General features: G+C 59.1%; 28 protein-coding genes. 18 read left to right on the top strand and 10 right to left on the bottom strand.

The window, feature by feature from the left end; all coding sequences use genetic code 11:
- From pyrR to Q1W15_RS05130, 3 genes are read left to right on the top strand one after another with little or no spacing between them, the layout of a single operon-like run.
- Positions 1-519, top strand: a complete 519-nt coding sequence (gene pyrR, locus Q1W15_RS05140) for a bifunctional pyr operon transcriptional regulator/uracil phosphoribosyltransferase PyrR (protein ID WP_300724705.1) — start codon at positions 1-3, stop codon at positions 517-519.
- A 12-nt stretch (positions 520-531) separates the two neighbouring features.
- A complete protein-coding gene (locus tag Q1W15_RS05135) occupies positions 532-1,536 on the top strand; it encodes an aspartate carbamoyltransferase catalytic subunit (RefSeq protein ID WP_300724703.1) in 1,005 nt (334 codons plus the stop codon).
- Positions 1,533-2,810 (top strand): dihydroorotase, encoded by a 1,278-nt coding sequence (locus Q1W15_RS05130; RefSeq protein ID WP_300724701.1) that lies wholly within the window; start codon positions 1,533-1,535, stop codon positions 2,808-2,810. Before Q1W15_RS05135 ends, Q1W15_RS05130 begins: the two co-directional genes overlap by 4 nt.
- Before the next feature lie 159 nt (positions 2,811-2,969).
- On the opposite strand, the gene Q1W15_RS05125 is transcribed toward Q1W15_RS05130, so the two are convergent.
- Positions 2,970-3,386: a TM2 domain-containing protein gene (locus Q1W15_RS05125; protein WP_300724699.1), complete on the bottom strand. Its 417-nt coding sequence runs from the start codon at positions 3,384-3,386 to the stop codon at positions 2,970-2,972.
- Positions 3,387-3,637: 251 nt separating this feature from the next.
- Here Q1W15_RS05125 and Q1W15_RS05120 point away from each other — a divergent pair, with 251 nt between their 5' ends.
- Complete coding sequence (locus tag Q1W15_RS05120) at positions 3,638-4,303, top strand: C40 family peptidase (protein WP_300724697.1); 666 nt, start codon at positions 3,638-3,640, stop codon at positions 4,301-4,303.
- Between the two features lie 80 nt (positions 4,304-4,383).
- Here the strand turns inward: Q1W15_RS05120 and Q1W15_RS05115 are convergent, their stop codons facing one another.
- On the bottom strand, positions 4,384-5,373 hold the full coding sequence (locus Q1W15_RS05115; protein WP_300724695.1) for a type IV pilus twitching motility protein PilT: 990 nt from the start codon (positions 5,371-5,373) through the stop codon (positions 4,384-4,386).
- A gap of 73 nt (positions 5,374-5,446) precedes the next feature.
- On the opposite strand from Q1W15_RS05115, the gene Q1W15_RS05110 reads away from it, so the two are divergent.
- The 10 genes from Q1W15_RS05110 to Q1W15_RS05065 all read left to right on the top strand — a co-directional run bounded on the left by Q1W15_RS05110 (position 5,447) and on the right by Q1W15_RS05065 (position 13,102).
- Positions 5,447-6,133, top strand: coding sequence for a YggS family pyridoxal phosphate-dependent enzyme (locus Q1W15_RS05110; RefSeq protein ID WP_300724693.1), 687 nt, complete (start codon positions 5,447-5,449; stop codon positions 6,131-6,133).
- A gap of 33 nt (positions 6,134-6,166) precedes the next feature.
- A complete protein-coding gene (gene proC / locus Q1W15_RS05105; protein ID WP_300724691.1) occupies positions 6,167-6,985 on the top strand; it encodes a pyrroline-5-carboxylate reductase in 819 nt (272 codons plus the stop codon).
- A 10-nt stretch (positions 6,986-6,995) separates the two neighbouring features.
- Positions 6,996-7,583: a YggT family protein gene (locus Q1W15_RS05100; RefSeq protein WP_300724689.1), complete on the top strand. Its 588-nt coding sequence runs from the start codon at positions 6,996-6,998 to the stop codon at positions 7,581-7,583.
- A gap of 130 nt (positions 7,584-7,713) precedes the next feature.
- Entirely contained in the window at positions 7,714-8,853 is a 1,140-nt protein-coding gene (locus Q1W15_RS05095; protein ID WP_300724687.1) for a homoserine O-acetyltransferase, read from the top strand.
- A gap of 7 nt (positions 8,854-8,860) precedes the next feature.
- Complete coding sequence (gene metW / locus Q1W15_RS05090; RefSeq protein ID WP_300724685.1) at positions 8,861-9,481, top strand: methionine biosynthesis protein MetW; 621 nt, start codon at positions 8,861-8,863, stop codon at positions 9,479-9,481.
- Positions 9,482-9,505: 24 nt separating this feature from the next.
- Positions 9,506-9,928 carry a DUF4426 domain-containing protein gene (locus Q1W15_RS05085; protein WP_300724683.1) on the top strand — a complete coding sequence of 141 codons (423 nt, stop codon included), beginning with the start codon at positions 9,506-9,508 and terminating at the stop codon, positions 9,926-9,928.
- Positions 9,925-10,521, top strand: coding sequence for an RdgB/HAM1 family non-canonical purine NTP pyrophosphatase (gene rdgB, locus Q1W15_RS05080; protein WP_300724681.1), 597 nt, complete (start codon positions 9,925-9,927; stop codon positions 10,519-10,521). The genes Q1W15_RS05085 and rdgB overlap by 4 nt, the downstream gene beginning before the upstream one ends.
- Positions 10,518-11,732: a radical SAM family heme chaperone HemW gene (gene hemW / locus Q1W15_RS05075; protein ID WP_300724679.1), complete on the top strand. Its 1,215-nt coding sequence runs from the start codon at positions 10,518-10,520 to the stop codon at positions 11,730-11,732. The genes rdgB and hemW overlap by 4 nt, the downstream gene beginning before the upstream one ends.
- Before the next feature lie 9 nt (positions 11,733-11,741).
- A complete protein-coding gene (locus Q1W15_RS05070) occupies positions 11,742-12,068 on the top strand; it encodes a DUF3392 domain-containing protein (RefSeq protein WP_300724677.1) in 327 nt (108 codons plus the stop codon).
- Between the two features lie 200 nt (positions 12,069-12,268).
- Complete coding sequence (locus tag Q1W15_RS05065) at positions 12,269-13,102, top strand: DMT family transporter (RefSeq protein WP_300724675.1); 834 nt, start codon at positions 12,269-12,271, stop codon at positions 13,100-13,102.
- A 44-nt stretch (positions 13,103-13,146) separates the two neighbouring features.
- Here Q1W15_RS05065 and trmB read toward each other — a convergent pair whose 3' ends face one another.
- From trmB to Q1W15_RS05045, 4 genes are all read right to left on the bottom strand, one after another.
- Positions 13,147-13,869, bottom strand: a complete 723-nt coding sequence (gene trmB / locus Q1W15_RS05060) for a tRNA (guanosine(46)-N7)-methyltransferase TrmB (protein WP_300724673.1) — start codon at positions 13,867-13,869, stop codon at positions 13,147-13,149.
- A 9-nt stretch (positions 13,870-13,878) separates the two neighbouring features.
- Positions 13,879-14,673, bottom strand: coding sequence for a thiazole synthase (locus tag Q1W15_RS05055; RefSeq protein ID WP_300724671.1), 795 nt, complete (start codon positions 14,671-14,673; stop codon positions 13,879-13,881).
- A gap of 60 nt (positions 14,674-14,733) precedes the next feature.
- Positions 14,734-14,934, bottom strand: a complete 201-nt coding sequence (thiS, locus tag Q1W15_RS05050; RefSeq protein WP_300724669.1) for a sulfur carrier protein ThiS — start codon at positions 14,932-14,934, stop codon at positions 14,734-14,736.
- An 80-nt stretch (positions 14,935-15,014) separates the two neighbouring features.
- Positions 15,015-15,386 carry a DUF423 domain-containing protein gene (locus Q1W15_RS05045; RefSeq protein WP_300724667.1) on the bottom strand — a complete coding sequence of 124 codons (372 nt, stop codon included), beginning with the start codon at positions 15,384-15,386 and terminating at the stop codon, positions 15,015-15,017.
- 77 nt (positions 15,387-15,463) lie between these two features.
- Between Q1W15_RS05045 and mtgA the strand changes: the two genes are divergently transcribed.
- Positions 15,464-16,189 carry a monofunctional biosynthetic peptidoglycan transglycosylase gene (gene mtgA, locus Q1W15_RS05040; protein ID WP_300725006.1) on the top strand — a complete coding sequence of 242 codons (726 nt, stop codon included), beginning with the start codon at positions 15,464-15,466 and terminating at the stop codon, positions 16,187-16,189.
- A 64-nt stretch (positions 16,190-16,253) separates the two neighbouring features.
- On the opposite strand, the gene rpoH is transcribed toward mtgA, so the two are convergent.
- The 4 genes from rpoH to ftsY all read right to left on the bottom strand — a co-directional run bounded on the left by rpoH (position 16,254) and on the right by ftsY (position 20,319).
- Complete coding sequence (gene rpoH / locus Q1W15_RS05035) at positions 16,254-17,108, bottom strand: RNA polymerase sigma factor RpoH (protein ID WP_004419731.1); 855 nt, start codon at positions 17,106-17,108, stop codon at positions 16,254-16,256.
- A gap of 111 nt (positions 17,109-17,219) precedes the next feature.
- A complete protein-coding gene (ftsX, locus tag Q1W15_RS05030; protein ID WP_300724662.1) occupies positions 17,220-18,242 on the bottom strand; it encodes a permease-like cell division protein FtsX in 1,023 nt (340 codons plus the stop codon).
- Complete coding sequence (ftsE, locus tag Q1W15_RS05025; protein ID WP_300724660.1) at positions 18,239-18,910, bottom strand: cell division ATP-binding protein FtsE; 672 nt, start codon at positions 18,908-18,910, stop codon at positions 18,239-18,241. The genes ftsX and ftsE overlap by 4 nt, the downstream gene beginning before the upstream one ends.
- On the bottom strand, positions 18,907-20,319 hold the full coding sequence (gene ftsY / locus Q1W15_RS05020) for a signal recognition particle-docking protein FtsY (RefSeq protein ID WP_300724658.1): 1,413 nt from the start codon (positions 20,317-20,319) through the stop codon (positions 18,907-18,909). Before ftsY ends, ftsE begins: the two co-directional genes overlap by 4 nt.
- 356 nt (positions 20,320-20,675) lie before the next feature.
- On the opposite strand from ftsY, the gene Q1W15_RS05015 reads away from it, so the two are divergent.
- The 3 genes from Q1W15_RS05015 to rsmD are packed head-to-tail and all read left to right on the top strand — an operon-like array spanning position 20,676 to position 24,116.
- Positions 20,676-22,025: a pitrilysin family protein gene (locus Q1W15_RS05015; RefSeq protein WP_300724656.1), complete on the top strand. Its 1,350-nt coding sequence runs from the start codon at positions 20,676-20,678 to the stop codon at positions 22,023-22,025.
- On the top strand, positions 22,018-23,508 hold the full coding sequence (locus tag Q1W15_RS05010) for a pitrilysin family protein (RefSeq protein WP_300724654.1): 1,491 nt from the start codon (positions 22,018-22,020) through the stop codon (positions 23,506-23,508). Before Q1W15_RS05015 ends, Q1W15_RS05010 begins: the two co-directional genes overlap by 8 nt.
- Positions 23,508-24,116: a 16S rRNA (guanine(966)-N(2))-methyltransferase RsmD gene (rsmD, locus tag Q1W15_RS05005; protein ID WP_300724652.1), complete on the top strand. Its 609-nt coding sequence runs from the start codon at positions 23,508-23,510 to the stop codon at positions 24,114-24,116. The genes Q1W15_RS05010 and rsmD overlap by 1 nt, the downstream gene beginning before the upstream one ends.
- Positions 24,117-24,265: the final 149 nt, after the last annotated feature.

Here is a 24,265-nt window from a genome sequence, read left to right as displayed (position 1 = left end):
ATGATCCTGCCTGTTCCCGCTGAACTGATCTCTCAGATGGCGCTTGATCTCAAGGCCCATTTGGCCCGCCGTCACATCACTGAACCACGCTTCATCGGCATTCGTACCGGCGGCATTTGGGTTGCCCAGGCATTGCTGCGAGCGCTGAACAGCGATTCGCCGCTGGGCACGCTGGATGTGTCTTTTTACCGTGACGACTTCAGCCAGAACGGCCTGCACCCGCAAGTGCGCCCTTCCGAATTGCCGTTCGAAATCGAAGGCCAGCACCTGGTGCTGATTGATGATGTGCTGATGAGCGGCCGCACCATCCGCGCCGCGCTCAACGAACTGTTCGACTATGGCCGCCCGGCCAGCGTCACGCTGGTGAGCCTGCTGGACCTGGATGCCGCCGAACTGCCGATCCGGCCTAATGTTGTCGGCGCGACACTGTCACTCAAGCCGAGCGAGCGGATAAAATTGTCCGGCCCCACGCCCTTGACCCTCGAACTGCAAGATTCTTCCGTTAACCCTGCCCTTTAAGAGACCCTTGCGATGACGCCCACAGACGCCAAGCGCCCGCTGCAGCTCAATGATCAGGGCCAGCTACGCCACTTTCTGTCGCTCGACGGCTTGTCCCGCGAGTTGCTGACTGAAATCCTCGACACCGCTGACTCATTTCTTGAAGTCGGTGCCCGTGCGGTGAAAAAGGTCCCGTTACTGCGCGGCAAAACCGTGTGCAACGTGTTCTTCGAGAACTCCACCCGCACCCGCACCACCTTTGAAATGGCCGCCCAGCGCCTGTCGGCCGACGTCATCACGCTGAACGTGTCCACGTCGTCTGCGAGCAAGGGCGAAACCCTGCTCGACACGCTGCGCAACCTTGAGGCCATGGCCGCCGACATGTTTGTCGTGCGTCACGGCGACTCGGGGGCCGCGCACTTTATTGCCGAGCACGTGTGCCCGCAGGTAGCGATCATCAACGGCGGCGACGGGCGCCACGCTCACCCGACTCAGGGCATGCTCGACATGCTGACCATCCGTCGGCACAAGGGCGGCGTAGAGAACCTGTCGGTGGCCATCGTCGGCGACATTCTGCATTCGCGCGTGGCCCGCTCGAACATGATCGCCCTCAAGACTCTCGGCTGTAAGGACATCCGTGTGATCGCGCCGAAAACCTTGCTGCCGATCGGCATCGAGCAATACGGTGTGAAGGTGTACACCGATATGACCGAAGGCCTGAAAGACGTTGATGTGGTGATCATGTTGCGCCTGCAACGCGAGCGCATGGCCGGCGGCCTGCTGCCGAGCGAAGGCGAGTTCTACCGCCTGTTCGGCCTGACCACCGCCCGCCTGGCAGGTGCCAAACCCGACTGCATCGTGATGCACCCGGGGCCGATCAACCGCGGCGTGGAGATTGAGTCGGCTGTGGCCGATGGCCCGCATTCGGTCATTCTCAACCAGGTCACTTACGGCATTGCCGTGCGCATGGCAGTACTGTCCATGACCATGAGCGGCCAAACGGCCCAGCGCCAATTTGAACAGGAGAACGCCCAGTGAAGCTCAGCATTCTCGGCGCCCGCGTCATTGACCCCTCCAGCCAGCTCGATCAAGTCACCGACCTGCATCTGGAAGCCGGCAAAATCATCGCCATCGGTCACGCGCCGGCCGGCTTCAGCCCGACCCGCACCCTGGATGCCCACGGCCTTGTCGCCGCACCCGGGCTGGTTGACCTGAGCGTCGCCCTGCGCGAGCCGGGCTACAGCCGCAAAGGCACTATCGCCAGCGAAACCCGCGCCGCCGCTGCCGGTGGCGTGACTAGCCTGTGCTGCCCACCGCAGACCAAGCCGGTGCTGGACACCTCTGCCGTCGCCGAGCTGATCCTTGACCGCGCCCGTGAAGCCGGCAACTGCAAGGTCTTCCCTATCGGAGCCCTGAGCAAGGGACTGGAAGGTGAACAACTGGCCGAACTGATTGCATTGCGCGATGCCGGTTGCGTAGCGTTTGGCAACGGCCTGAGCAGCTTCACCAACACCCGCACCTTGTGCCGGGCGCTGGAATACGCCGCGACCTTCGACCTGACCGTGATCTTTCACTCGCAAGACCATGACCTTGCAGAAGGTGGCATCGCCCATGACGGCCCGATGGCGGCTTTCCGTGGTTTGCCGGGCATTCCGGAAACCGCCGAAACCGTGGCCTTGGCCCGCGACCTGTTGTTGGTTGAGCAAAGCGGTGTTCGCGCTCACTTCAGCCAGTTGACCAGCGCCCGAGGTGCCGCCCTGATCGCCCAGGCCCAGGCGCGCGGCCTGAAAGTCACGGCGGACGTGGCGTTATACCAGCTTATTTTGACCGATGAAGCGCTGGTCGACTTCTCCAGCGTGTACCACGTCCAACCGCCGCTACGCACCCGCGCTGACCGCGACGGGCTGCGTGAAGCGGTGAAATCTGGCGTGGTGCAGGCCATCTCCAGCCATCACCAGCCCCACGAGCGTGACGCCAAACTGGCTCCGTTCGGGGCTACCGAGCCGGGCATGAGCAGCGTTGAGCTGTTACTCCCGCTGGCCATGACACTGGTAGAAGACGGTTTGCTGGACCTGCCGACGTTGCTGACCCGCCTAAGTGCAGGCCCGGCAGACGCCTTGCGCTTACCGGCTGGCCGGCTGAGCGTGGGTTCGGCGGCAGACTTGGTGGTGTTCGACCCGGCAGCGTCAACCGTAGCGGGCGAGAAGTGGCTGTCCAAGGGTGATAACTGCGCGTTCCTCGGCCATTGCCTGCCAAGCGCCGTGCGTTACACCTTGGTGGATGGCCGGATCAGCTACGAGTCACAGGCTTAATGTGACTCCCGGTAGGAGGGCCGCCGCGATCGGCCCTCCTTGGCCGTGTCGCGGCTAACCCGGTGTGAGGCCAGCGTGGTTTAAGAGGGCCCTCAGATCAAAAGCCAGATCAAACGATCACGAGCAAGCTCGTTCCTACACAGTCTGCCAGACGTTGGTTTAGCGACGTGACGCGTTCTTGATCGAGATCTGCTCGTTCAGGGTCCAGAAGTCATACAGCACGCCAATCAGGAAAAAACCGCCGGTGCACAGGTAAATGATACCGGTGATCCATTTGCCCATGTACATGCGGTGCACACCAAAAACCCCCAAAAACGTCAGTAGAATCCAGGCCACGCTGTAGTCCGTGTCACCTGAACTAAAACGCAGGTCGGCTTCACGGTCCATGCTGGGGATCAGGAACAGGTCGATCAACCAGCCAATACCCAACAGGCCCAAGGTAAAAAACCAGATCGTCCCGGTCACAGGCTTGCCGTAATAAAAGCGATGCGCCCCCAGAAAACCAAAGATCCAGAGCAAATAGCCCAGCACCTTGCTGTGGGTATCCTGCTGTACACCCTCTCGATAGCCGCTCATAAATGCCCTCTCTGCTGCTGATAGAAAAATATTCTGATTTATTTTGTGACTTTTTTACTGTCGCATAACCGGTAAAGGAGTCTTGCATAAAATGGTGCAAAGCCTTGTATTACATGGCTTGCGCCGTTTTCTTATGACAATTTATTACAGTAATTGTTCTTTTACCCCTCAAGTCCTCTCGACAAACGGCCTGAGAAAGACAAAAAAAGCTGTTATAAAGTTTCGCGCTAACCACCAACGAGCCTTGCCGAATGCGTCCTTTATTCAAGACATGGCTAACCATTTGCCTATTAATACCCCTGGCCGCCCACGCCACCAACCGTGAGCAACATCTTCCTGCTGGCTTCACTGGCTACACCGCAAAGTCATCTGCGAGTACAACGCCTGTTGTCGCCACCGCTGCCAAGCACACCCGCAAAACCGTTGTTCGGCCTACCGCCACTACCAGAAGCCATCATAAAGCCCCCGGCAAAATTGCGGTGGCTTCGCTGGCGTCCAGCAACAAACAGAGCAGTGCCGTACTCAGCCGTGCAGTGAATGTGCTGGGTACCCCGTATCGTTGGGGCGGCAGCAGCCCAAGCAAAGGGTTCGACTGCAGCGGGCTGGTGAAGTACGCCTTTAATGATGTCGCCACTGTTGACCTGCCCCGCTCATCCAGCGCAATGGCCAGCGGCCATGGACAAAAGGTTGAGCGTAAAGACTTGAAACCCGGTGACTTGCTGTTCTTCAACATCAAGAGCCGCAACGTTAACCATGTGGCTATCTACTTGGGTAACGACCGTTTTATCCATGCGCCCCGTCGCGGCAAAGCGGTCAGCATCGACACGCTGAAAAAGCCGTACTGGCAGAACCACTACGTGGTTGCCAAACGCGTACTACCCAAAGAAAAATCCACTCTGCAAGTAGTCCAGCGCTAATTCCGCCTCCTGCGGGCGCAAGCGTGCTGGCGATCTTTTGAACGTTTAAAAGATGGCCAGCAGGCTCGCCGCTAAAGCCGTCAGATCACCCCCGCCTGTTTCAGCCTGTTGAGGCTCATCTCCAGCGTTTGCATGCCCAAGGCCCCGCCTGTCTGGATAGCTGACGTCAGTTGCACGCCTTTGTTTTCACGGATCAAGTTGCGAATGGCGGGGGTACTGAGCATGATTTCGTGAGCTGCCACACGCCCGCCCCCCTTCTTTTTGACCAGCACCTGAGCAATGACCGCCTGCAGTGATTCGGACAACATCGTGCGCACCATGGCTTTTTCCTGCGCCTCGAACACATCCACCATGCGGTCAATGGCCTTGGCTGCTGACGAGGTATGCAGGGTCGCAAACACCCAATGCCCTGTTTCGGCAGCGGTCAGCGCCAGCCGAATACTCTCCAGGTCGCGCATTTCGCCCAACATAATGACGTCCGGGTCTTCACGCAGTGCCGAGCGCAGCGCCGCGGCAAAACTGTGGGTGTCACGCTGCACCTCACGCTGGTTGATCAGGCATAAGCCCGGCGTGTGGATATATTCAACCGGGTCTTCGATTGTGAGGACGTGCTGCGGGTCTGTACGGTTCAAATGATCAATCATCGCCGCCAGGGTGGTGGTTTTGCCGGAGCCCGTTGCCCCCGTGACCAGCACCAGCCCGCGCGGCATTTGCCAAAGCCGGCGGAACACCTCGTCCAGCCCCAGTGACACCAGGCTGGGCAAGGTTGCGCCAATACGCCGAAACACCGCCCCCACGCCGCGCTGCTGCTCAAACGCATTGACCCGAAACCGCCCCGACTGTGCGGCCACGTAGGCAAAGTCAGCCTCATGCGCAGATTCAAACGCCTGGCGCTGAGCAGGCGTCATCACGCTGTGAATCAAGCGGCGCGCCTGCTCCGGCGTCAGCATCGCCTGCGCACAGGGCTGCAACTCACCGTCGATCCGTAACATGGGCTGCCTGCCCGCCGATACGTGCAAATCTGAAGCCCCCTGTTTCAGGCACAATGCCAGCAGGTCGGCGATATCCATGTCCCCTTCCAATTCCAGACGCTCCCAATTCCAGTAGAATGCCGCAGTCTTTCACCACGGCGGGCTTAACCGAATGTCCACGATAGCAGGCAACATTGCGCAGGTTGAGGCGCGTATCCGGGACGCGGCCCTAGCTGTGCAACGTGATGTAACGAGCATTCATTTACTCGCGGTCAGCAAGACCAAACCCGCTGCTGCACTGCGTGAAGCCTACGCAGCCGGCATTCGCGACTTTGGCGAGAACTACTTGCAAGAAGCGCGCGCCAAGCAGAACGAATTAACCGACTTGCCCTTGTGTTGGCACTTCATCGGCCCCATTCAGTCGAACAAGACCCGTGATATCGCCGAGCACTTCGACTGGGTGCACTCCGTGGATCGCCTGAAAATTGCCCAGCGCTTGTCAGACCAACGCCCAGCAGACATGGCACCACTCAATATCTGCATTCAGGTCAATGTCAGTGGCGAGGCCAGCAAGTCCGGCTGCACACCTGCAGACCTGCCCGCACTGGCTCAAGCCATCATGGCGTTGCCGCGTTTGAAGCTGCGCGGCCTGATGGCTATTCCAGAGCCCACGCAAGACCGTACAGAGCAGGACGCAGCATTTGCCGCCGTGCGCCAGTTGCAGGAAAGCCTGAACCTGGGGCTCGACACACTTTCAATGGGCATGAGCCACGACCTGGAGTCGGCCATAGCTCAAGGTGCCACATGGGTGAGAATTGGCACCGCTCTGTTCGGTGCCCGCGATTACGGCCAGGCCTGAAAAGCCCCGTCTAACTGTTTATAAGGATCGGTTATGAGCTCGACGCGTATTGCTTTTATCGGGGCCGGCAACATGGCTTCCAGTCTGATTGGCGGCCTGCTGGCCAAAGGCCTGAACGCTGACCATATTCGTGCCAGCGACCCCGGCGCAGATACCCGTGCCAAGGTCACGGCCGAGCACGGTATTAAGACCTTCGCTGACAACGCGCAAGCCATCGAAGACGCCGACGTGATTGTGATCGCGGTCAAGCCGCAGGTCATGAAAGCCGTGTGCGAGAGCCTGCGCCCACACCTCAAGCCGCACCAACTGCTGGTGTCGATTGCGGCCGGCATTACCTGCGAGAGCCTGCTGAAGTGGCTGGGCGAGCAGCCGCTGGTGCGTTGCATGCCCAACACGCCCGCTTTGCTGGGCAAAGGCGTGAGCGGTTTGTACGCCACCGCCGACGTCACGCCCGAGCAACGCCAACAGGCGCAAGACCTGCTGTCGGCCGTAGGCCTGGTGTTCTGGGTGGACATTGAAAAGCAAATCGATGCGGTGACCGCCGTCTCAGGCAGCGGCCCGGCGTATTTCTTCCTGCTGATCGAAGCGATGACCGACGCAGGCGTCAAACTCGGCCTGCCCCGCGACGTGGCCGCTCAAATGGCCCAACACACCGCCCTGGGCGCGGCGCACATGGCGGTGAGCAGCGACGTTGATGCCGCCGAACTGCGCCGCCGCGTCACCTCGCCGGCCGGTACGACCGAAGCGGCGATCAAATCATTCCAGGCCAACGGCTTTGAAGCCTCGGTCGAAACCGCATTGCGTGCCGCCGCGCACCGCTCGGCCGAAATGGCCGAACAACTGGGTCAATAAGGAGCACATGATGTCTGGACTTAATGGCGCTGCCATTTTCGTGATTCAAACCCTGGGCAGCCTTTACCTGCTGATCGTTCTGCTGCGCTTCATCCTGCAACTGGTACGCGCCAACTTCTACAACCCGCTGTGCCAGTTCACGGTCAAGGCCACCCAGCCCTTGCTCAAGCCGCTGCGCCGGGTCATTCCCAGCCTGTTTGGCCTGGACATGTCCTCGCTGGTGCTGGCCATTGTCGTGCAAATGGTGATCTTCGCCGTCGTGCTCACGCTGAGCTACATGTCGTTCAACATTCTGGGCCTGCTGGCCTGGGCGATCATTGGCGTCACCGCGCTGTTCTTGAAGATCTTCTTCTTCGCCATGATCATCAGCGTCATCCTGTCATGGGTTGCCCCAGGCAGCGCCAGCCCGGGTGCCGAGCTGGTCAACCAGATCACCGAACCTGCCCTGGCCCCGTTCCGCCGCTTCCTGCCAAGCATGGGCGGCCTGGACATCTCACCGATCCTGGCCTTTATGGTGATCCAACTGATCCAGAGCTTCGTGATCCCACCGTTGGCCATGTCTGTCGGCATGCCGGTCGTGCTGTTCGGCCTGATCTAACGGAAAAAACTGTAGGAGCAATCGAGCGTCGACCGGCTGCTCCTACAGCGATTGCATTTCACAGACCTTTGCTTGCCGCTCTGCCCCCCGCTCATTAGACTTACGCCTCATTTAAATGAGAGCAGGGTCGATGCCAGCTGCCTTTCCCCCCGATTCCGTTGGTCTGGTTGTGCCGCAAATAGCACATTTCAGCGAGCCGTTGGCCTTGGCCTGCGGGCGCTCACTGCCGGCCTATGACCTGATTTACGAAACCTACGGCCAGCTCAATGCCACGGCCAGCAATGCTGTGCTGATCTGCCATGCACTCTCCGGGCACCATCACGCTGCGGGTTATCACAGTGTCGATGATCGCAAGCCGGGTTGGTGGGACAGTTGCATTGGCCCCGGCAAGCCCATTGATACCAACCGGTTCTTTGTCGTCAGCCTCAACAACCTGGGCGGCTGCAACGGTTCGACGGGCCCAAGCAGCCTGAACCCTGAAACCGGCCACCCGTTTGGCGCGCAATTTCCGGTACTGACCGTTGAAGACTGGGTGCACAGCCAGGCCCGCCTTGCCGACCGATTGGGTATCGAACAGTGGGCCGCCATTATCGGCGGCAGCCTGGGCGGCATGCAGGCACTGCAATGGAGCATCAGCTACCCGGATCGCCTGCGCCATTGCCTGGCAATCGCGTCGGCACCCAAATTGTCGGCGCAAAACATCGCCTTCAACGAAGTTGCCCGCCAGGCCATCCTCACCGACCCCGAATTTCACGGCGGCTCGTTCCAGGAAAAAGGCGTGATCCCCAAACGCGGCCTGATGCTGGCGCGCATGGTGGGGCATATCACCTACCTGTCGGATGACTCGATGGGGGAAAAGTTCGGCCGTGGCCTGAAGAACGAAAACCTCAACTACGACTTCCACAGCGTCGAGTTCCAGGTGGAAAGCTACCTGCGCTATCAGGGCGAAGAGTTCTCTGGCCGGTTCGATGCCAACACCTACCTGCTGATGACCAAAGCGCTGGACTACTTTGACCCGGCCGCCAACTTCGACGATGACCTGGCCAAAACCTTTGCCGGGGCCAAAGCGCGCTTCTGCGTGATGTCATTCACCACCGACTGGCGCTTCTCGCCGGCTCGCTCACGGGAACTGGTGGATGCCTTGATGGCGGCGAAAAAAGACGTTTGCTACCTCGAGATTGATGCTCCGCAAGGCCATGACGCCTTCCTGATTCCGATCCCGCGCTACCTGCAAGCGTTCGGCAACTACATGAACCGTATTGAACTGTGAGAACGCCATGAGAGCCGACCTGGAAATCATCCAAGACTGGATCCCCGCCGGCAGCCGCGTGCTCGACCTCGGTTGTGGTGATGGCGAACTGCTGAGCTGGCTGCGTGACAACAAGCAAGTCACCGGCTACGGCCTGGAAAACGACCCGGACAACATTGCCGAGTGCGTGGCCAAGGGCATTAACGTCATCGAGCAAGACCTCGACAAAGGGCTGGGCAACTTTGCCAGCAACAGCTTTGACATCGTGGTCATGACCCAAGCGCTGCAGGCGGTGCACTACCCCGACCGGATCCTCGACGAAATGCTGCGCGTGGGCCGTCAGTGCATTATCACCTTCCCGAATTTCGGGCACTGGCGCTGCCGCTGGTATTTGGCCAGTAAAGGCCGCATGCCGGTTTCCGAGTTCCTGCCGTATACCTGGTACAACACGCCGAACATCCACTTCTGCACCTTCGAAGACTTCGAAGCACTATGCCGTGAGCGCGAAGCGCAGGTGATCAACCGCCTTGCTGTGGATCAACAACACCGACACGGGTGGGCGAGTAAGTTATGGCCTAACCTGTTAGGCGAGATTGGCATTTACCGTGTCAGCAGCCCTGGCCTGCAGGATCACCACATCGCGGTTTAACCGCTTTATTCAAGGAGAAACACCATGGGACGTATTGGACTACTGCTGCTTTCGATGTGCTTCGCCGTTCAGGCGATGGCTGCGGGGGCCACACACGTTGGCGGCACCGTGGTCAACTACAACGCCTTCATGACCAACTTCCTGAGCCCTGAGATCACCGCCAGGTACGGCCTGCAACGCAGTGACCAACTGGGTGCGCTGAACTTCAACCTGTCCAAAGATGATCAAAAAATAGCCAGCACGATCAAGGGCACTTACCGCGAAACCGGCGATAAAAAAGCTAAACCGCTCACCTTCAAGCAGGTGATCAATGACCAGGGGGCGATTGATTACTTCGCCCAGTTCCCGGTCCAGCCCGCTAAAGTCTATGTGTTCGCCATTGAGCTCAAGGTCAACGGCGAAACCAAAGACATCGAATTCTCCCAAGAGGTCGCTCCGCTCCAATGATTAACCTTACGCAACTGGTCCTGGCTAGCCACAACGCCGGCAAACTCAAAGAACTTCAGGCCATGCTCGGCGAGTCGGTGCAGTTGCGCTCGATTGGAGAGTTCAGCAGCGTCGAACCGGATGAAACCGGCTTGTCGTTTGTTGAAAACGCGATTCTTAAAGCACGCAACGCAGCACGCATCTCCGGCCTGCCCGCCCTGGCAGACGATTCTGGGCTGGCGGTGGACTTTCTCGGCGGCGCACCGGGCATTTATTCGGCCCGTTACGCCGACGGCCAAGGCGATGCGGCAAACAACGCCAAACTGCTCGAGGCCTTGAAAGACGTGCCTGAGGCTGAACGCGGCGCGCAATTTGTGTGCGTGCTGGCGCTGGTGCGCCACGCCGACGACCCGCTGCCAATCATCTGCGAAGGCTTGTGGCACGGCCGCATCCTGCACGCGGCCAGCGGCGATCACGGTTTTGGCTACGACCCGTTGTTTTGGGTGCCGGAGCGCAACTGCTCCAGCGCTGAACTCAGCCCAGCCGAGAAAAACCAACTGAGTCACCGCGCACGCGCGATGGTCTTGCTGCGCCAGCGTCTGGGCCTGAAATGACCCACGACACCCCTTCACAGCCGCTCTATCTGGGTGCGGCTGGCTTTACCCAGCAGGCACCGCGCGCGCCGCTGACGCAACTGCCCCCCCTGTCGCTGTACATCCATATTCCGTGGTGCGTGCGCAAATGCCCGTACTGCGACTTCAACTCGCACACTGCAAGCCCGGTGCTGCCCGAAGAAGAATACGTCGACGCGTTGCTGGCCGACCTCGATCAAGACCTGCACGCTGTCTATGGCCGTGAGCTGAGCTCGATCTTTTTTGGCGGTGGCACGCCGAGCCTGTTCAGCGCCCAGGCGCTGGGCCGGTTGCTCAAAGGCGTTGAAGCACGCATCCCGTTTGCCAGTGATATCGAAATCACCCTCGAAGCCAACCCCGGCACCTTCGAGCAAGAGAAATTCGTGGCCTACCGAAAACTGGGGATCAATCGCCTGTCGATTGGCATCCAGAGTTTTCAGCAAGAAAAACTCAAGGCGCTGGGGCGCATCCACAACGGTGACGAAGCCGTGCGCGCCGCTGGCATGGCGCGCCAGGCGGGCTTTGATAACTTCAACCTCGACTTGATGCACGGTTTACCCGATCAGAGCCTGGAAGACGCCCTGAGCGACCTGCGCCAGGCCATTGCCCTCAAACCGACACACCTGTCGTGGTATCAACTGACGCTGGAACCCAACACGGTGTTCTGGAACAAGCCGCCTGATTTGCCCGAGGACGACACCTTGTGGGACATCCAGGAAGCAGGCCAAGCGTTGCTTGCCGAGTATGGCTACGCCCAGTACGAAGTGTCGGCCTACGCCCAGCCGGGTCGCCCGGCGCGGCACAACCTGAACTACTGGAGCTTTGGCGACTTTATCGGCATTGGCGCTGGCGCTCATGGGAAATTGAGCCATCCTGATGGCCGAATCGTCCGCACTTGGAAAACCCGGCTGCCAAAGGACTACTTAAATTCAGCCAAAAGCTTTCAAGCCGGCGAGAAAATTCTGACTGCCGAAGAACTGCCATTTGAGTTTCTAATGAACGCCTTGCGTCTTACCGACGGCGTGGATTCGGCGTTGTACCCACAACGCACGGGGCTTTCCCTCGACAGCTTGAGCGAAGGCCGCAAGGCCGCCGAACAAAGCGGCTTATTGCAGGTCGAACCGACACGCCTGGCAGCAACAGCCCGAGGCCAACTGTTTCTCAATGACCTGCTGCAGCAATTTTTGACCTAAGGAACTCGAATGGACTTGGTACTGGACCTGCTTGCCACCGTCTCGCGCTGGAGCCGAGGCCACCTCTCGGAAATCTCGCTGGCCTTGATCGGTTGCGTACTGGTGCTGTTCGGTGCCGACTTCAAGGGCTGGGTCGAACAACGCCTGGGCAGCATTGCCGGTGCCCTGCGCGTGCCTTTGATGGCCCTGCTGTGCCTGATCGGCAGCGGTGCAGCCTTGATCTACGCCACCCCGTGGGTTGAACGCGGCCTGAGCCAATTCAACAACTACAGCCTGGCACCGGTGTTGTTGGTGGTACTGGTCTTGATTGGCGTAGTCGCGGATCGCCGCGGATAAACCCGCCCCCTGCAGGAACGTACTTACTCGCAATCTTTGTTTTGGAAGATCAAAAGATCGCGAGCAAGCTCGCTCCTACAAGGAATAGCGATTTTTACGCCAACTTCTCGAACTTCAAATCCCATATACCATGGCCAAACTTAAAGAACTCTACTGAAATAGACAAACTTCCGTAATTTACGAAGTCACGGGCTTTAGTTATGTCGCTAACAGTATTTGAAATAGTCCTTTTCGCCGCCGTTCTACACGCGTCATGGAACGCTATTGTTAAAGCTGGCAAGAACACGGTATTAACCATGGTGCTGGTGACCGCTTCAGCGGCGCTATGGGCTGTTGTTTTACTGCCCGCTCTTCCTTCCCCAAGTCCAGAAAGCTGGCCCTATATTGCGCTGTCTGCAGCACTGCAAATCGTCTATTTTGCACTGGTCGCAAGGATCTATCGTATTGCAGACATGAGCCAAACTTATCCAATAATGCGCGGTGCGGCACCGCTTATTGTTGCTCTCGCCGGTACCCTTTTCCTCGACGAAACCTTGTCCAGCCCTGCTTGGCTGGGTGTCTGTATTATCTGTTCGGGTATTTTAATAATGCTCTGGAGCGGGGGGCAAAAGAGTCGGGAAGGTTTAATACTCGCGCTATTAAACGCCTTGGTTATTAGCGGCTACACATTAGTCGATGGCATTGGCGTACGGTTATCCGCAGCACCAGCGTCTTACACGCTCTGGATATTTCTGATCACTGGCGTAGCCATTACCTGCTGGGCAACACTTACTCAATGGTCGCAGACGCGTCACTATCTGCGGCTCAATTGGCACTTGGGTGCTGTCGGAGGTCTTGGCACTCTGGTTTCTTATGGGCTGGCCTTATATGCAATGACTCAGGCCCCCGTAGCCGTCGTGGCCGCGCTGCGTGAAACATCAATTTTGTTCTCAGCCGTCATCTCATGGCTGATTCTGAAAGAACACATCACGGTCGTACGTTGCGTGTCCGTATGCGTGATTGCAATCGGGGCAATCACGTTACGTCTGGCTTAGAAACCGGCCTCCAAGCAGGGGGAGACCGGCACTTTAATAAGTACTTACGCCAACTTCTCGAACTTCAAATCCCACACGCCATGCCCAAGACGTTCGCCACGGCGTTCGAATTTGGTCACCGGGCGCTCGGCCGGGCGTGGGACGCACTGGCCGTCTTCGGCCAGGTTGCGGTAACCCGGCGCGACGTTCATGACTTCCAGCATGGATTCGGCATACGGTTCCCAGTCGGTCGCCATGTGCAGCACGCCACCCACTTTCAGCTTGGAACGCACCAGTTCGGCAAACGATGCCTGGACGATGCGGCGCTTGTGGTGACGGCTCTTGTGCCACGGGTCCGGGAAGAACAACAGCAGGCGATCGAGGCTGTTGTCAGCCACGCAGCGAGTCAGGACTTCGATCGCATCGCAGTCGTATACCCGCAGGTTGGTCAGGCCCTGGGTCAGCACGCCGTTGAGCAGCGCGCCCACACCCGGACGGTGAACCTCGACCCCGATAAAGTCTTGCTCAGGCGAAGCCGCCGCCATTTCCAGCAGGGAGTGACCCATGCCGAAGCCGATTTCCAGGGTGCGCGGTGCCGAGCGGCCGAATACCTGGTCGTAATCGACCGGCGCATCAGCCAGCGGCAGGACGTACAGCTGCGTGCCTTGATCGAGGCCGCGTTGCTGGCCTTCGGTCATGCGCCCGGCGCGCATCACAAAGCTCTTGATGCGGCGGTGCTGGCGGTCGTCGCCGTCTTCCGGGGTTGAGGTGTCGAGTGGTTCAGTCATCAGGGGCTCTTACTTGATCAGACCATCCAGCGGCGAGGAGGCGCTGGCATAGAGTTTTTTTGGCATACGCCCGGCCAGGTACGCCAGACGGCCCGCCACAATGGCGTGCTTCATGGCTTCGGCCATGATGATCGGGTGCTGGGCGTTGGCAATGGCTGAGTTCATCAGCACGGCTTCGCAGCCCATCTCCATGGCGATGGTCGCGTCGGAGGCTGTGCCCACACCCGCATCCACCAGCACTGGGATTTTCGCTTCTTCCAGAATGATCCGCAGGTTGTACGGGTTGCAGATACCCAGGCCCGTGCCGATCAGGCCCGCCAGCGGCATCACCGCGATACAGCCCATGGCTTCAAGCTCGCGGGCGATGATCGGGTCATCGCTGGTGTATACCATCACGTCAAAACCTTCCTTGACCAGCACTTCGGCGGCCTTGAGGGTTTCGATGACGTTGGGGAACAAGGTTTTCTGGTCTGCCAGCACTTCGAGTTTGACCAGGTTGTGCCCGTCGAGCAGCTCACGGGCCAGGCGGCAGGTGCGTACCGCCTCAACCGCGTCGTAGCAACCTGCGGTGTTGGGCAGGATGGTGTAACGATCCGGCGGCAGGATGTCGAGCAGGTTCGGCTCGCCAGGGTTCTGGCCGATGTTGGTACGACGCACAGCAACGGTCACGATTTCAGCGCCCGAGGCTTCAATGGCCAGGCGGGTTTCTTCCATATCACGGTACTTGCCGGTGCCAACCAGCAGACGCGACTGGTAAGTACGGCCGGCCAACACAAAAGGCTTGTCGCTGCGAACGTTGCTCATCGGGAATCCTCTTAAAAATGGTGTGCACAATGGGGCGGGTGTGAACGGCGAAGTCAGGCCCTAGCCACCACCGATGGCATGCACCACTTCGACCTGATCGCCTTCAACAAGGACGGTTTCGGCGTGCTGGCTGCGCGGGACGATGTCCTGATTGCACTCCACAGCAACGCGACGGCCGGTCAAATCCAGGCGTGCCAACAATGCCGCGACGGTTTCGCCGTCGGGCAGTTCAAAGGGTTCACCGTTCAACTGAATGCGCATGCGCGACGCTGCCTTCGTTTTTAGGGGCCAGCATTCTAGCCCGATCCCTCAAGCCGACCCAAGCCATTCATCCTGTGCGCTCAGCTCACGCGCCAAGCGGCCAGTCCCAGGCAGAACCAACCGGCCAAAAAGGCCAGGCCGCCAAAGGGCGTGATGATCCCCAACTTACTGATGCCCGTCAGCGTCAGCAGGTACAGGCTGCCGGAAAACAGCACGATCCCCAGCGCGAAACACACACCGGCCCATGTCATCAACCGCCCTGGGAGGTGGGTGGCGAGCAGCGCTACGCCCAGCAGGGCCAGGGTGTGCACCAACTGGTAGGTCACACCTGTATGAAAAATAGCCAGATACTGTTCGCTCAAACGGCCTTTCAAGCCGTGTGCCGCAAAGGCACCGAGAGCAACACCGGTAAAACCGAAAAAGGCGGTCAGCATCAGAAAAACGCGCAACATGGTTCACTCCCTTCAGGGTCATCGAATAGCGCAGGGTCTGTATAATGGCCCGCTCAACGGGTTCGGCCAAGCCATCTATGCTGCGTAATCTCCTACATCGCGTCCTTAAAGCCCTGCTGTGGTTCGTGGCGGCCAGCATTGTGTTAGTGCTGATCTTTCGCTGGGTGCCACCACCGGGCACCGCGCTGATGGTCGAGCGTAAGGTCGAGTCGTGGCTCGACGGCGAGCCGATTGACCTGCAACGCAGTTGGCGGCCGTGGGATGAAATATCCAATGACCTGAAAATTGCCGTCATTGCCGGCGAGGACCAGAAGTTCGCCGAACATTGGGGCTTCGATTTTGGTGCCATCCGCGCCGCCTTTGCCCATAACGAGCAGGGTGGTACGGTTCGCGGAGCCAGCACCCTTAGCCAGCAAGTGTCGAAGAACCTGTTTTTATGGTCTGGCCGCAGTTGGCTGCGCAAAGGCTTGGAAGCCTGGTTCACCGGGCTGATTGAACTGCTTTGGCCCAAGCAGCGGATTCTTGAGGTTTACCTCAACAGTGCCGAATGGGACAAAGGGGTATTTGGGGCCGAAGCCGCTGCGCAACATCACTTTGGCGTCAGTGCCGCCAGGCTTTCAGCCCAGCAAGCCAGCCAATTGGCTGCGGTGTTGCCTAACCCGCGCAGTTGGAGTGCCAGCCACCCCAGCCCCTACATCAGCCGCCGCGCCAGCTGGATTCGCCAGCAAATGCGCCAGTTGGGCGGCGACAGCTACCTCACCACCCTGAACACCTCACGCAGCGACAAGCCGTGGGCGCAGTAACCCTGCAACCCCGTAGGCCACAAACAAAAACGCCCCGAACGGGGCGTTTTTTTATCGGACCGGGTTAAGCGGCAATCGACAGTTTGAGCTTGTTCATCGCGCTTTTTTCAAGCTGGCGAATCCGCTCTGCAGACACGTTGTACTTCTGTGCCAGGTCGTGCAGCGTGGCTTTCTCTTCAGCCAGCCAGCGCTGATACAGAATGTCGCGACTGCGGTCGTCCAGCACTTCGAGCGCTTCATGCAGGTTGCTGGTGGAGTTATCGGTCCAGTCAGCATCTTCCAGTTGACGCGCCGGGTCGTAACGGTGGTCTTCCAGATAATTGGCCGGCGACTGGAATGCACTGTCATCGTCCGCTTCTGCCGCCGGGTCGAAGGCCATGTCATGGCCCGTCAGGCGGCTTTCCATCTCGCGCACTTCACGCGGCTCTACGCCAAGGCTCTCAGCCACGCGATGCACTTCATCGTTGTTCAGCCAGGCCAAACGTTTTTTCTGGCTGCGCAGGTTAAAAAATAGTTTGCGCTGGGCCTTGGTGGTGGCGACTTTCACGATGCGCCAGTTACGCAGGATGAATTCGTGAATTTCTGCCTTGATCCAATGCACGGCGAACGACACCAGACGCACACCCATTTCAGGGTTGAAACGTTTGACCGCCTTCATCAGGCCAACATTGCCTTCCTGGATCAGATCAGCCTGAGCCAGGCCATAGCCCGAATAACTGCGGGCAATGTGCACAACAAAACGCAGGTGAGCGAGCACCATCTGCCGAGCCGCTCCAAGATCCTGCTCATAGTAGAGACTCTCGGCCAGTTCACGCTCCTGCTCTGGCGTCAGCAGTGGAATGCTGTTCACCGTATTGACGTAGGCCTCAAGGTTCGCACCAGGAACCAACGCATACGCAGGTTGCAAAGAAGTGGTCATACGAAAAAACCTCCGTCTTACATACTCGTGCTATTCAGCACTGCGAAAGTTGACCGGGAATGATAAGGAAAGTTCCCGTAAAAGCTGAAAAGGTCAACAGGCAAAAAGGAACTACTTGGGCGAAAGCTCACGTAAGTGACGCGCTACTGCAATCCATGCACCGATATACCCTAACAGCACCGCGCCAAGCAATAGAGACAGACCATCGGCGACCGGCACGCCAGCCAAGGCAAAATTACTGCCATACAGCCCCGCCAAGCCGACGACCGCGTCGTTGAGCCAGTTCAAACCGAAGGCCAAAACCCCCCAGGAAAGCATACCGGCACCCAATCCATAGAGCGCGCCCATGTACAGAAACGGCCTACGCACATAGCTGTCGGTACCCCCGACCAGCTTGATGACCTCGATCTCAATGCGCCGATTCTCAATATGCAGGCGAATGGTGTTGCCAATCACCAACAGCAAAGCCGACACCAGCAACACCGTCAAACCAAACACAAAACGGTCGCCCAATTTCAGAATCGCAGCCAGACGCTCGACCCAGACTAGATCAAGTTGCGCCTGTTGCACCTTTGGCAACTCGGCAAGGCGCTCGCGAAGGCTCTCAAGGGCGGTTTTATCGACCTCTTCAGGGGTCACCAGCACCACGCCCGGCAACGGGTTATCCGGTAGCTCCTTGAGCGCTTCGCCCAGCCCAGACTGCTGCTGGAACTCTTCGAGGGCTTTTTCGCGGCTGATAAATTCAGCATCCGCGACGCCCGGCATACCTTTTATCTGATGACTCAACTGCTCACCCTGAGCATTGCTGGCATCCATTTGCAAATACAGCGAAATCTGCGCCGCGCGCTGCCAAGACCCACCCAACCGCTCGACATTGTTCAGCAACAATGACAAACCCATGGGCAAGCTCAAGGCCACGGCCATCACCAGGCATGTAAAGAAGCTACCGATCGGCTGCTTGCCCAAGCGCTTCAGGCTGTCGAGCAGGCTGGCGCGGTGCGCTTCCACCCAAGCATGGAACAACATGCCAAACGTCGGGCCATCGTCTTCGTCACGTTTTTTCTTCGGTGGCTGCGGGTCGGCAGCCTTGGGTGCCACGCGTTCAGATACTTTGGGGCTGCGGGTTGCACTCATTGCGCGGCCTCCCCATCACCGATCAAGCGGCCGCGCTGCAAGGTCAGCATGCGGTGGCGCATGCGTGCGATCAGCGCCAGGTCGTGACTGGCAATCAGCACGCTGGTGCCCAACCGGTTGATGTCTTCAAATACACCCATAATTTCCGCCGCCAAACGTGGATCAAGGTTACCCGTGGGTTCATCAGCCAGAAGCAAGGCGGGCCGATGCACGATGGCTCGGGCAATGCCCACGCGCTGTTGCTGGCCGGTGGACAGGTCGCCAGGGTACAAGTCGGACTTGTCTGACAGCGACACACGCTCCAACGCCGAATCAACGCGCTTGGCCACTTCAACCTTGGATAAGCCCAGGATTTGCAGCGGCAGGGCGACGTTATTGAACACTGTGCGATCAAACAGCAACTGGTGATTCTGGAACACCACGCCGATCTGACGACGCAAAAAGGGAATCTGGGCATTACTGATCTGGCTCAGGTCCTGCCCGGCCAGCAGCAGTTTGCCGCTGGTGGGGCGCTCCATCGCCAGCAGCAGGCGCAGCAAGGTGCTTTTGCCCGCCCCGGAGTGACCGGTTACAAAGAGAAACTCGCCGCGACGAACCCGAAAGCTCAGCTCATGCAGGCCCACGTGTCCATTTGGATAGCGCTTACCGACCTGCTCGAAACGAATCATGGACGCTCCCGCTCCGCAAACAGAGCCTGAACAAAAGGCTCGGACTCAAAAGTGCGTAAATCATCGATGCCTTCACCCACCCCGATCAAACGAATCGGAATGCCAAACTGTTTGGCCAGAGCGAAGATCACGCCCCCCTTGGCCGTGCCGTCCAGTTTGGTCAGCGCCAGCCCGGTCAGGGCCACGGTCTGATTGAATTGCTTGGTCTGGCTGATGGCGTTCTGACCCGTACCCGCGTCCAGCACCAGCAACACTTCATGCGGCGCGTCTTCGTCCAGTTTGCCGATCACGCGGCGAACCTTTTTCAGTTCTTCCATCAGGTTGTCTTTGGTGTGCAGACGACCGGCGGTGTCGGCGATCAAGACATCGATGCCACGCGCCTTGGCGGCTTGCACGGCGTCAAAGATCACCGAGGCCGAATCCGCGCCCGTGTGCTGGGCGATGACCGGGATGTGGTTACGTTCGCCCCACACCTGCAATTGCTCCACAGCCGCCGCACGGAACGTATCGCCGGCTGCCAGCATGACTTTCTTGCCTTCCAGCTGCAGTTTTTTCGCCAGTTTGCCGATGGTGGTGGTTTTACCCGCGCCATTGACGCCCACCACCAGAATCACAAACGGCTTGTTCTTCGACTCAATCACCAGCGGTTGCTCCACCGGTTTGAGCATGGCCGCCAATTCGTCCTGCAGGGACTTGTACAGTGCGTCTGCGTCAGTCAGCTGTTTGCGCGCGACCTTTTGTGTCAGGTTCTTGATGATCACCGATGTGGCTTCAACGCCCACGTCTGCGGTCAGCAAGCGGGTTTCGATTTCGTCCAGCAGGTCATCGTCGATAACCTTCTTGCCCAGAAACAGGCTGGCCATGCCTTCGCCAATGCTCGCGCTGGTCTTGGACAGGCCTTGCTTGAGGCGGGCAAAAAAGCCGACTTTGGTTTCAGCCACAGGGGCAGGTGCCGGCGCAGGCGGCTCGATCACCGGCGCAGGGGCAGCCACTACAGCAACCGAAGCTGGAGCTGGAGCTGGAGCTGGAGCTGGAGCTGGAGCAACAGGCTCGGCGATGGTTTCAACCACCGCTAGCACCGGTTCAACCACTTCAAGCACCGGCGCGGCCGCTGGGATCGGCGGCATGATGTGCGGCGCTTCCACGTCTTCGACCAGGGCAACCGACTCTTCGGGAACAGGCAGCGGCGGCCATGGCGTAGATTGAGCCGCCTCAACCACAGGAGCCGTCACCTCTTCCGGCACCGGCTCAGCAACCACGGCCGCGGCCTCGATCAACGGCTCGGGGGTGGTTTCAGGCACAGGCTGTTCAACGACGGTTTCCTGCGGTTTTCTGCGCAGCCATCCGAACAGGCCTTTTTTCTCGCCAGCCGCAGCTGGGGTCTTCTTGTCGTCGTTGGAACCAAACATGGAGGACGGCTATCTCATCGTAGCGACGCGCCACCGTGGCGCCCCGGCAAATAATATTCGGTACGAAAAAGACTGTTGTATTGCCAGCTTGTTCGCACACAACTTAAGTAGAAGGGTAAAAACACCTTCGAAACGTCGTCTTAACTCGAATCTGAAACGGGAAAATCGGCAAAAAAGCGAAATTTACCGGGATACGTCCGCGATTCCAAAACGGGCTCCTATACTGCCCGATCAAACGTCATCTGATCGTCAAAGGCCTGATAGGCGTGGCCGTCAGTAAAACGGATCAGTATCCTAGCACCTCCTCACCCGCTGACGCTAAGGCCAAGCGGGCAGCCCGACAGGTTTAAAAACGAATGAATGCACTAGCCGCCGCTGGCCTGTTGCTCAGCACAGTTTTACTCCCGCTTGCCGCCTTTGCGGCCGATCCGCAGCCCACCCATGAGTTTCGCCTGGACAATGGCCTGAAAGTCATTGTTCGCGAAGACCACCGCGCCCCGGTGGTGGTGTCTCAGGTCTGGTACAAGGTCGGCTCCAGCTACGAGACTCCCGGCAAAACCGGCCTGTCTCATGCCCTCGAACACATGATGTTCAAGGGCAGTAATAAGGTTGGTCCGGGCGAAGCCTCATTGATCCTGCGCGACCTGGGTGCCCAGGAGAACGCCTTCACCAGCGACGATTACACCGCCTATTACCAGGTACTGGCCCGCGACCGCCTGGCAGTGGCCTTCGAGCTTGAAGCCGACCGCATGGCCAGCCTTCGCTTGCCACCGGAGGAGTTCAAGCGGGAAATCGAGGTCATCAAAGAAGAACGCCGCCTGCGCACCGATGACCAACCCATGAGCAAAGCCTACGAATTGTTCAGTGCCATGGCCTATCCGTCCAGCGGTTACCACACGCCGACGATCGGTTGGATGGTCGACCTGGAGCGCATGACCGTTGGCGAGCTGCGTACCTGGTACGAAGAATGGTACACACCGAACAACGCCACGCTGGTCGTGGTCGGCGATGTCACTCCGGATGAAGTCAAAACCCTGGCCCAACGCTATTTCGGCCCGATCGCCAAACGCGATACCCCCCTTGCCAAAGCACCGCTTGAACTGGCCACGCCTGGCGAGCGCCTGCTCAAGATTCACGTACAAACCCAGTTGCCAAGCCTGATGCTGGGCTTCAACGTGCCAAGCGTTGCCACCGCCCAAGACCCGGTCACCGCCAATGCCCTGCGCCTGATTTCGGCACTGCTGGACGGCGGCTACAGCGCGCGTATGCCAACACAACTGGAGCGCGGCGAAGAGCTCGTGTCGGGCGCGTCTTCCAGTTACAACGCCTTTACCCGTGGCGACAGCCTGTTCCTGCTGAGCGCAATGCCCAACAGCCAGAAAAAAGTCTCCCTGGCGCAAGCCGAGGCGGGTGTGTGGCGGTTGCTGGATGACCTGAAGAAAACCCCACCAACCGCTGAAGAACTGGAACGCGTACGTGCCCAGGTCATCGCCGGCCTGGTGTACGAGCGCGACTCGATCACCTCCCAAGCCACTTCAATTGGCCAACTGGAAACCGTCGGTCTGTCCTGGAAGCTGATGGACAGCGAGCTGGCAGACCTGCAAAAAGTCACCCCGGCCGATATCCAGCAAGCGGCCCGCACGTATTTCACCCGCGACCGTCTCAGCGTTGCGCACGTACTGCCCGAGGAGAAACCCCATGAGTAAGCGTAAAGGTTCCCGATACGCCCTGCTCGGCCTGGCCGTCGCAGTGCTGGTCGGTGCAATGGGCTACTACCTCGTTGACCGCGCCAAGCCTGTCGCCAGCCCAGCGCTGGAAAGTGCCAAGTCCGAGCGCAAGCTCGAATCGCTGGCCGAACTCGATGGCAAAGCGCCCAGCAACCGTGCCTTGAACGTACAAACCTGGAAGACTGCCGAAGGCTCCAAAGTGCTGTTCGTTGAAGCTCGGCAACTGCCGATGTTCGACTTGCGCCTGACGTTTGCCGCCGGCAGCGGCCAGGATGGCGACACGCCAGGCCTGGCGTTGTTGACCAATGCCATGCTCAACGAAGGCGTCGCGGGCAAGGACGTCGGTGCCATCGCCCAGGGCTTTGAAAGCTTGGGTGCCGATTTTGGCAACGGTGCCTATCGCGACATGGCCGTGGCCTCATTGCGCAGTTTGAGCGACCCGTCCAAACGCACTCCGGCGCTCAACCTGTTCGCTGAAGTGATCGGCAAACCGACATTCCCGGCCGACGCGCTGTCACGAATCAAAAACCAGCTACTGGCCAGCTTTGAATTCCAAAAACAGAACCCTGGCAAACTGGCCAGCAACGAACTGTTCACCCACCTGTACGGCAACCACCCCTACGCCCATGCCAGCGACGGTACGGCGCAAAGCATCACCTCGATCACCATTGACCAGCTCAAAGCCTTCCATAACAAGGCTTACACGGCTGGCAATGCCGTAATTGCGATTGTCGGTGATCTGTCCCGCGAAGAAGCCCAAGCCATGGCAGCTCAAGTCTCAGCGGCCCTGCCCAAAGGCCCGGCGTTGCCAAAAACGGCTCAGCCTGAGGAACCGAAAGCAGGCCTGACCCACATCGAGTTCCCGTCCAAGCAAACGCATTTATTGCTGGCTCAACTGGGTATTGACCGTCATGACCCCGACTATGCAGCCTTGGCCCTGGGCAACAGCATTCTCGGTGGTGGTGGTTTTGGTACGCGCCTGATGACTGAAGTGCGTGAAAAACGCGGGCTGACGTATGGCGTGTACTCTGGCTTCAGCCCCATGCAAGCACGCGGCCCTTTCCTGATCAACCTGCAAACCCGCGCCGAGCTGAGCGAAGGCACGCTCAAACTGGTGCAAGACATTCTGGCCGATTACCTGAAAAATGGCCCGACACAAAAAGAACTCGACGATGCCAAACGTGAATTGGCAGGCAGCTTTCCGCTGTCCACCGCCAGTAACGCCGCTATCGTCGGCCAACTGGGCGCAATGGGCTTCTACGATTTGCCCTTGGACTATCTCGAAACCTTCATGCAGCAGTCCCAGAACCTGACCACCGAGCAGGTCAAGACAGCCATGAACAAGCACCTGAGCGCCGACAAAATGGTCGTAGTGACCGCCGGCCCTACCGTGCCGCAGAAACCACTGCCACCACCTACCGAAAAACCTTCAGAGCAACCTCTTGGGGTTCCGGAGCATTAATGGCAAAGCAAAAAAACACATCGCATTCGGGCGCAGGCCAGTTGCGCATCATTGGTGGGGAATGGCGCAGCCGCAAGCTGGACTTCCCCCATGTCGAGGGCCTGCGCCCAACGCCGGACCGCGTACGTGAAACTCTGTTCAACTGGCTCGCCCCTTACATTGCCGGGGCCCGGGTGCTGGACGTATTTGCCGGCAGCGGTGCACTGTTTCTTGAAGCCCTGTCACGCGGTGCGGCCAAGGGGCTCGCGCTGGACAGCAACCGCCTGGCGATTTCCAACATCCGCGAGAACATGGGCATCCTGCGCTGCACGACGGGCGAGGTTCAACAGACCAATGCGCTGAACTTCCTCGCGACCCCGGCCACCGACCTGTTTGATGTGGTGTTCCTCGACCCGCCCTTCAACCTTGACCTGCTCAAGCCAGCCTGCGAGTTGCTCGAAAGCAATGGCTGGTTGACGGAAGACGCCTGGGTCTACACCGAAAGCGAGCGCCGCCCTTCGGAGCTGGGCTTGCCAGCCAACTGGCGTCTGCACCGTGAGTTAAAAGCCGGCAGCGTGAACTACGCGCTCTGGCAGCGCACACCTGCCGCGGTACCCGCCGCGGAGTAACACCCGGCCCACGGGGTTTTCGCAAACCCCGTGGTTTCTCCGGTCCCACGCCCTTCCCCGCGCCTTCGGCGCACCGCCATATGTATGTACCCCCCCGCCTATAAAGGGTTGCTCCAAGCTCTCCATACACCTCTTCGTATGGACTCTCG

The sequence above is a fragment of the Pseudomonas sp. genome (genome assembly GCF_030150285.1).
Taxonomy (GTDB): domain Bacteria; phylum Pseudomonadota; class Gammaproteobacteria; order Pseudomonadales; family Pseudomonadaceae; genus Aquipseudomonas.
The sequence above is the reverse complement of the archived record's forward strand: the minus strand, read 5'-3'. Positions and strand labels throughout refer to the sequence as shown.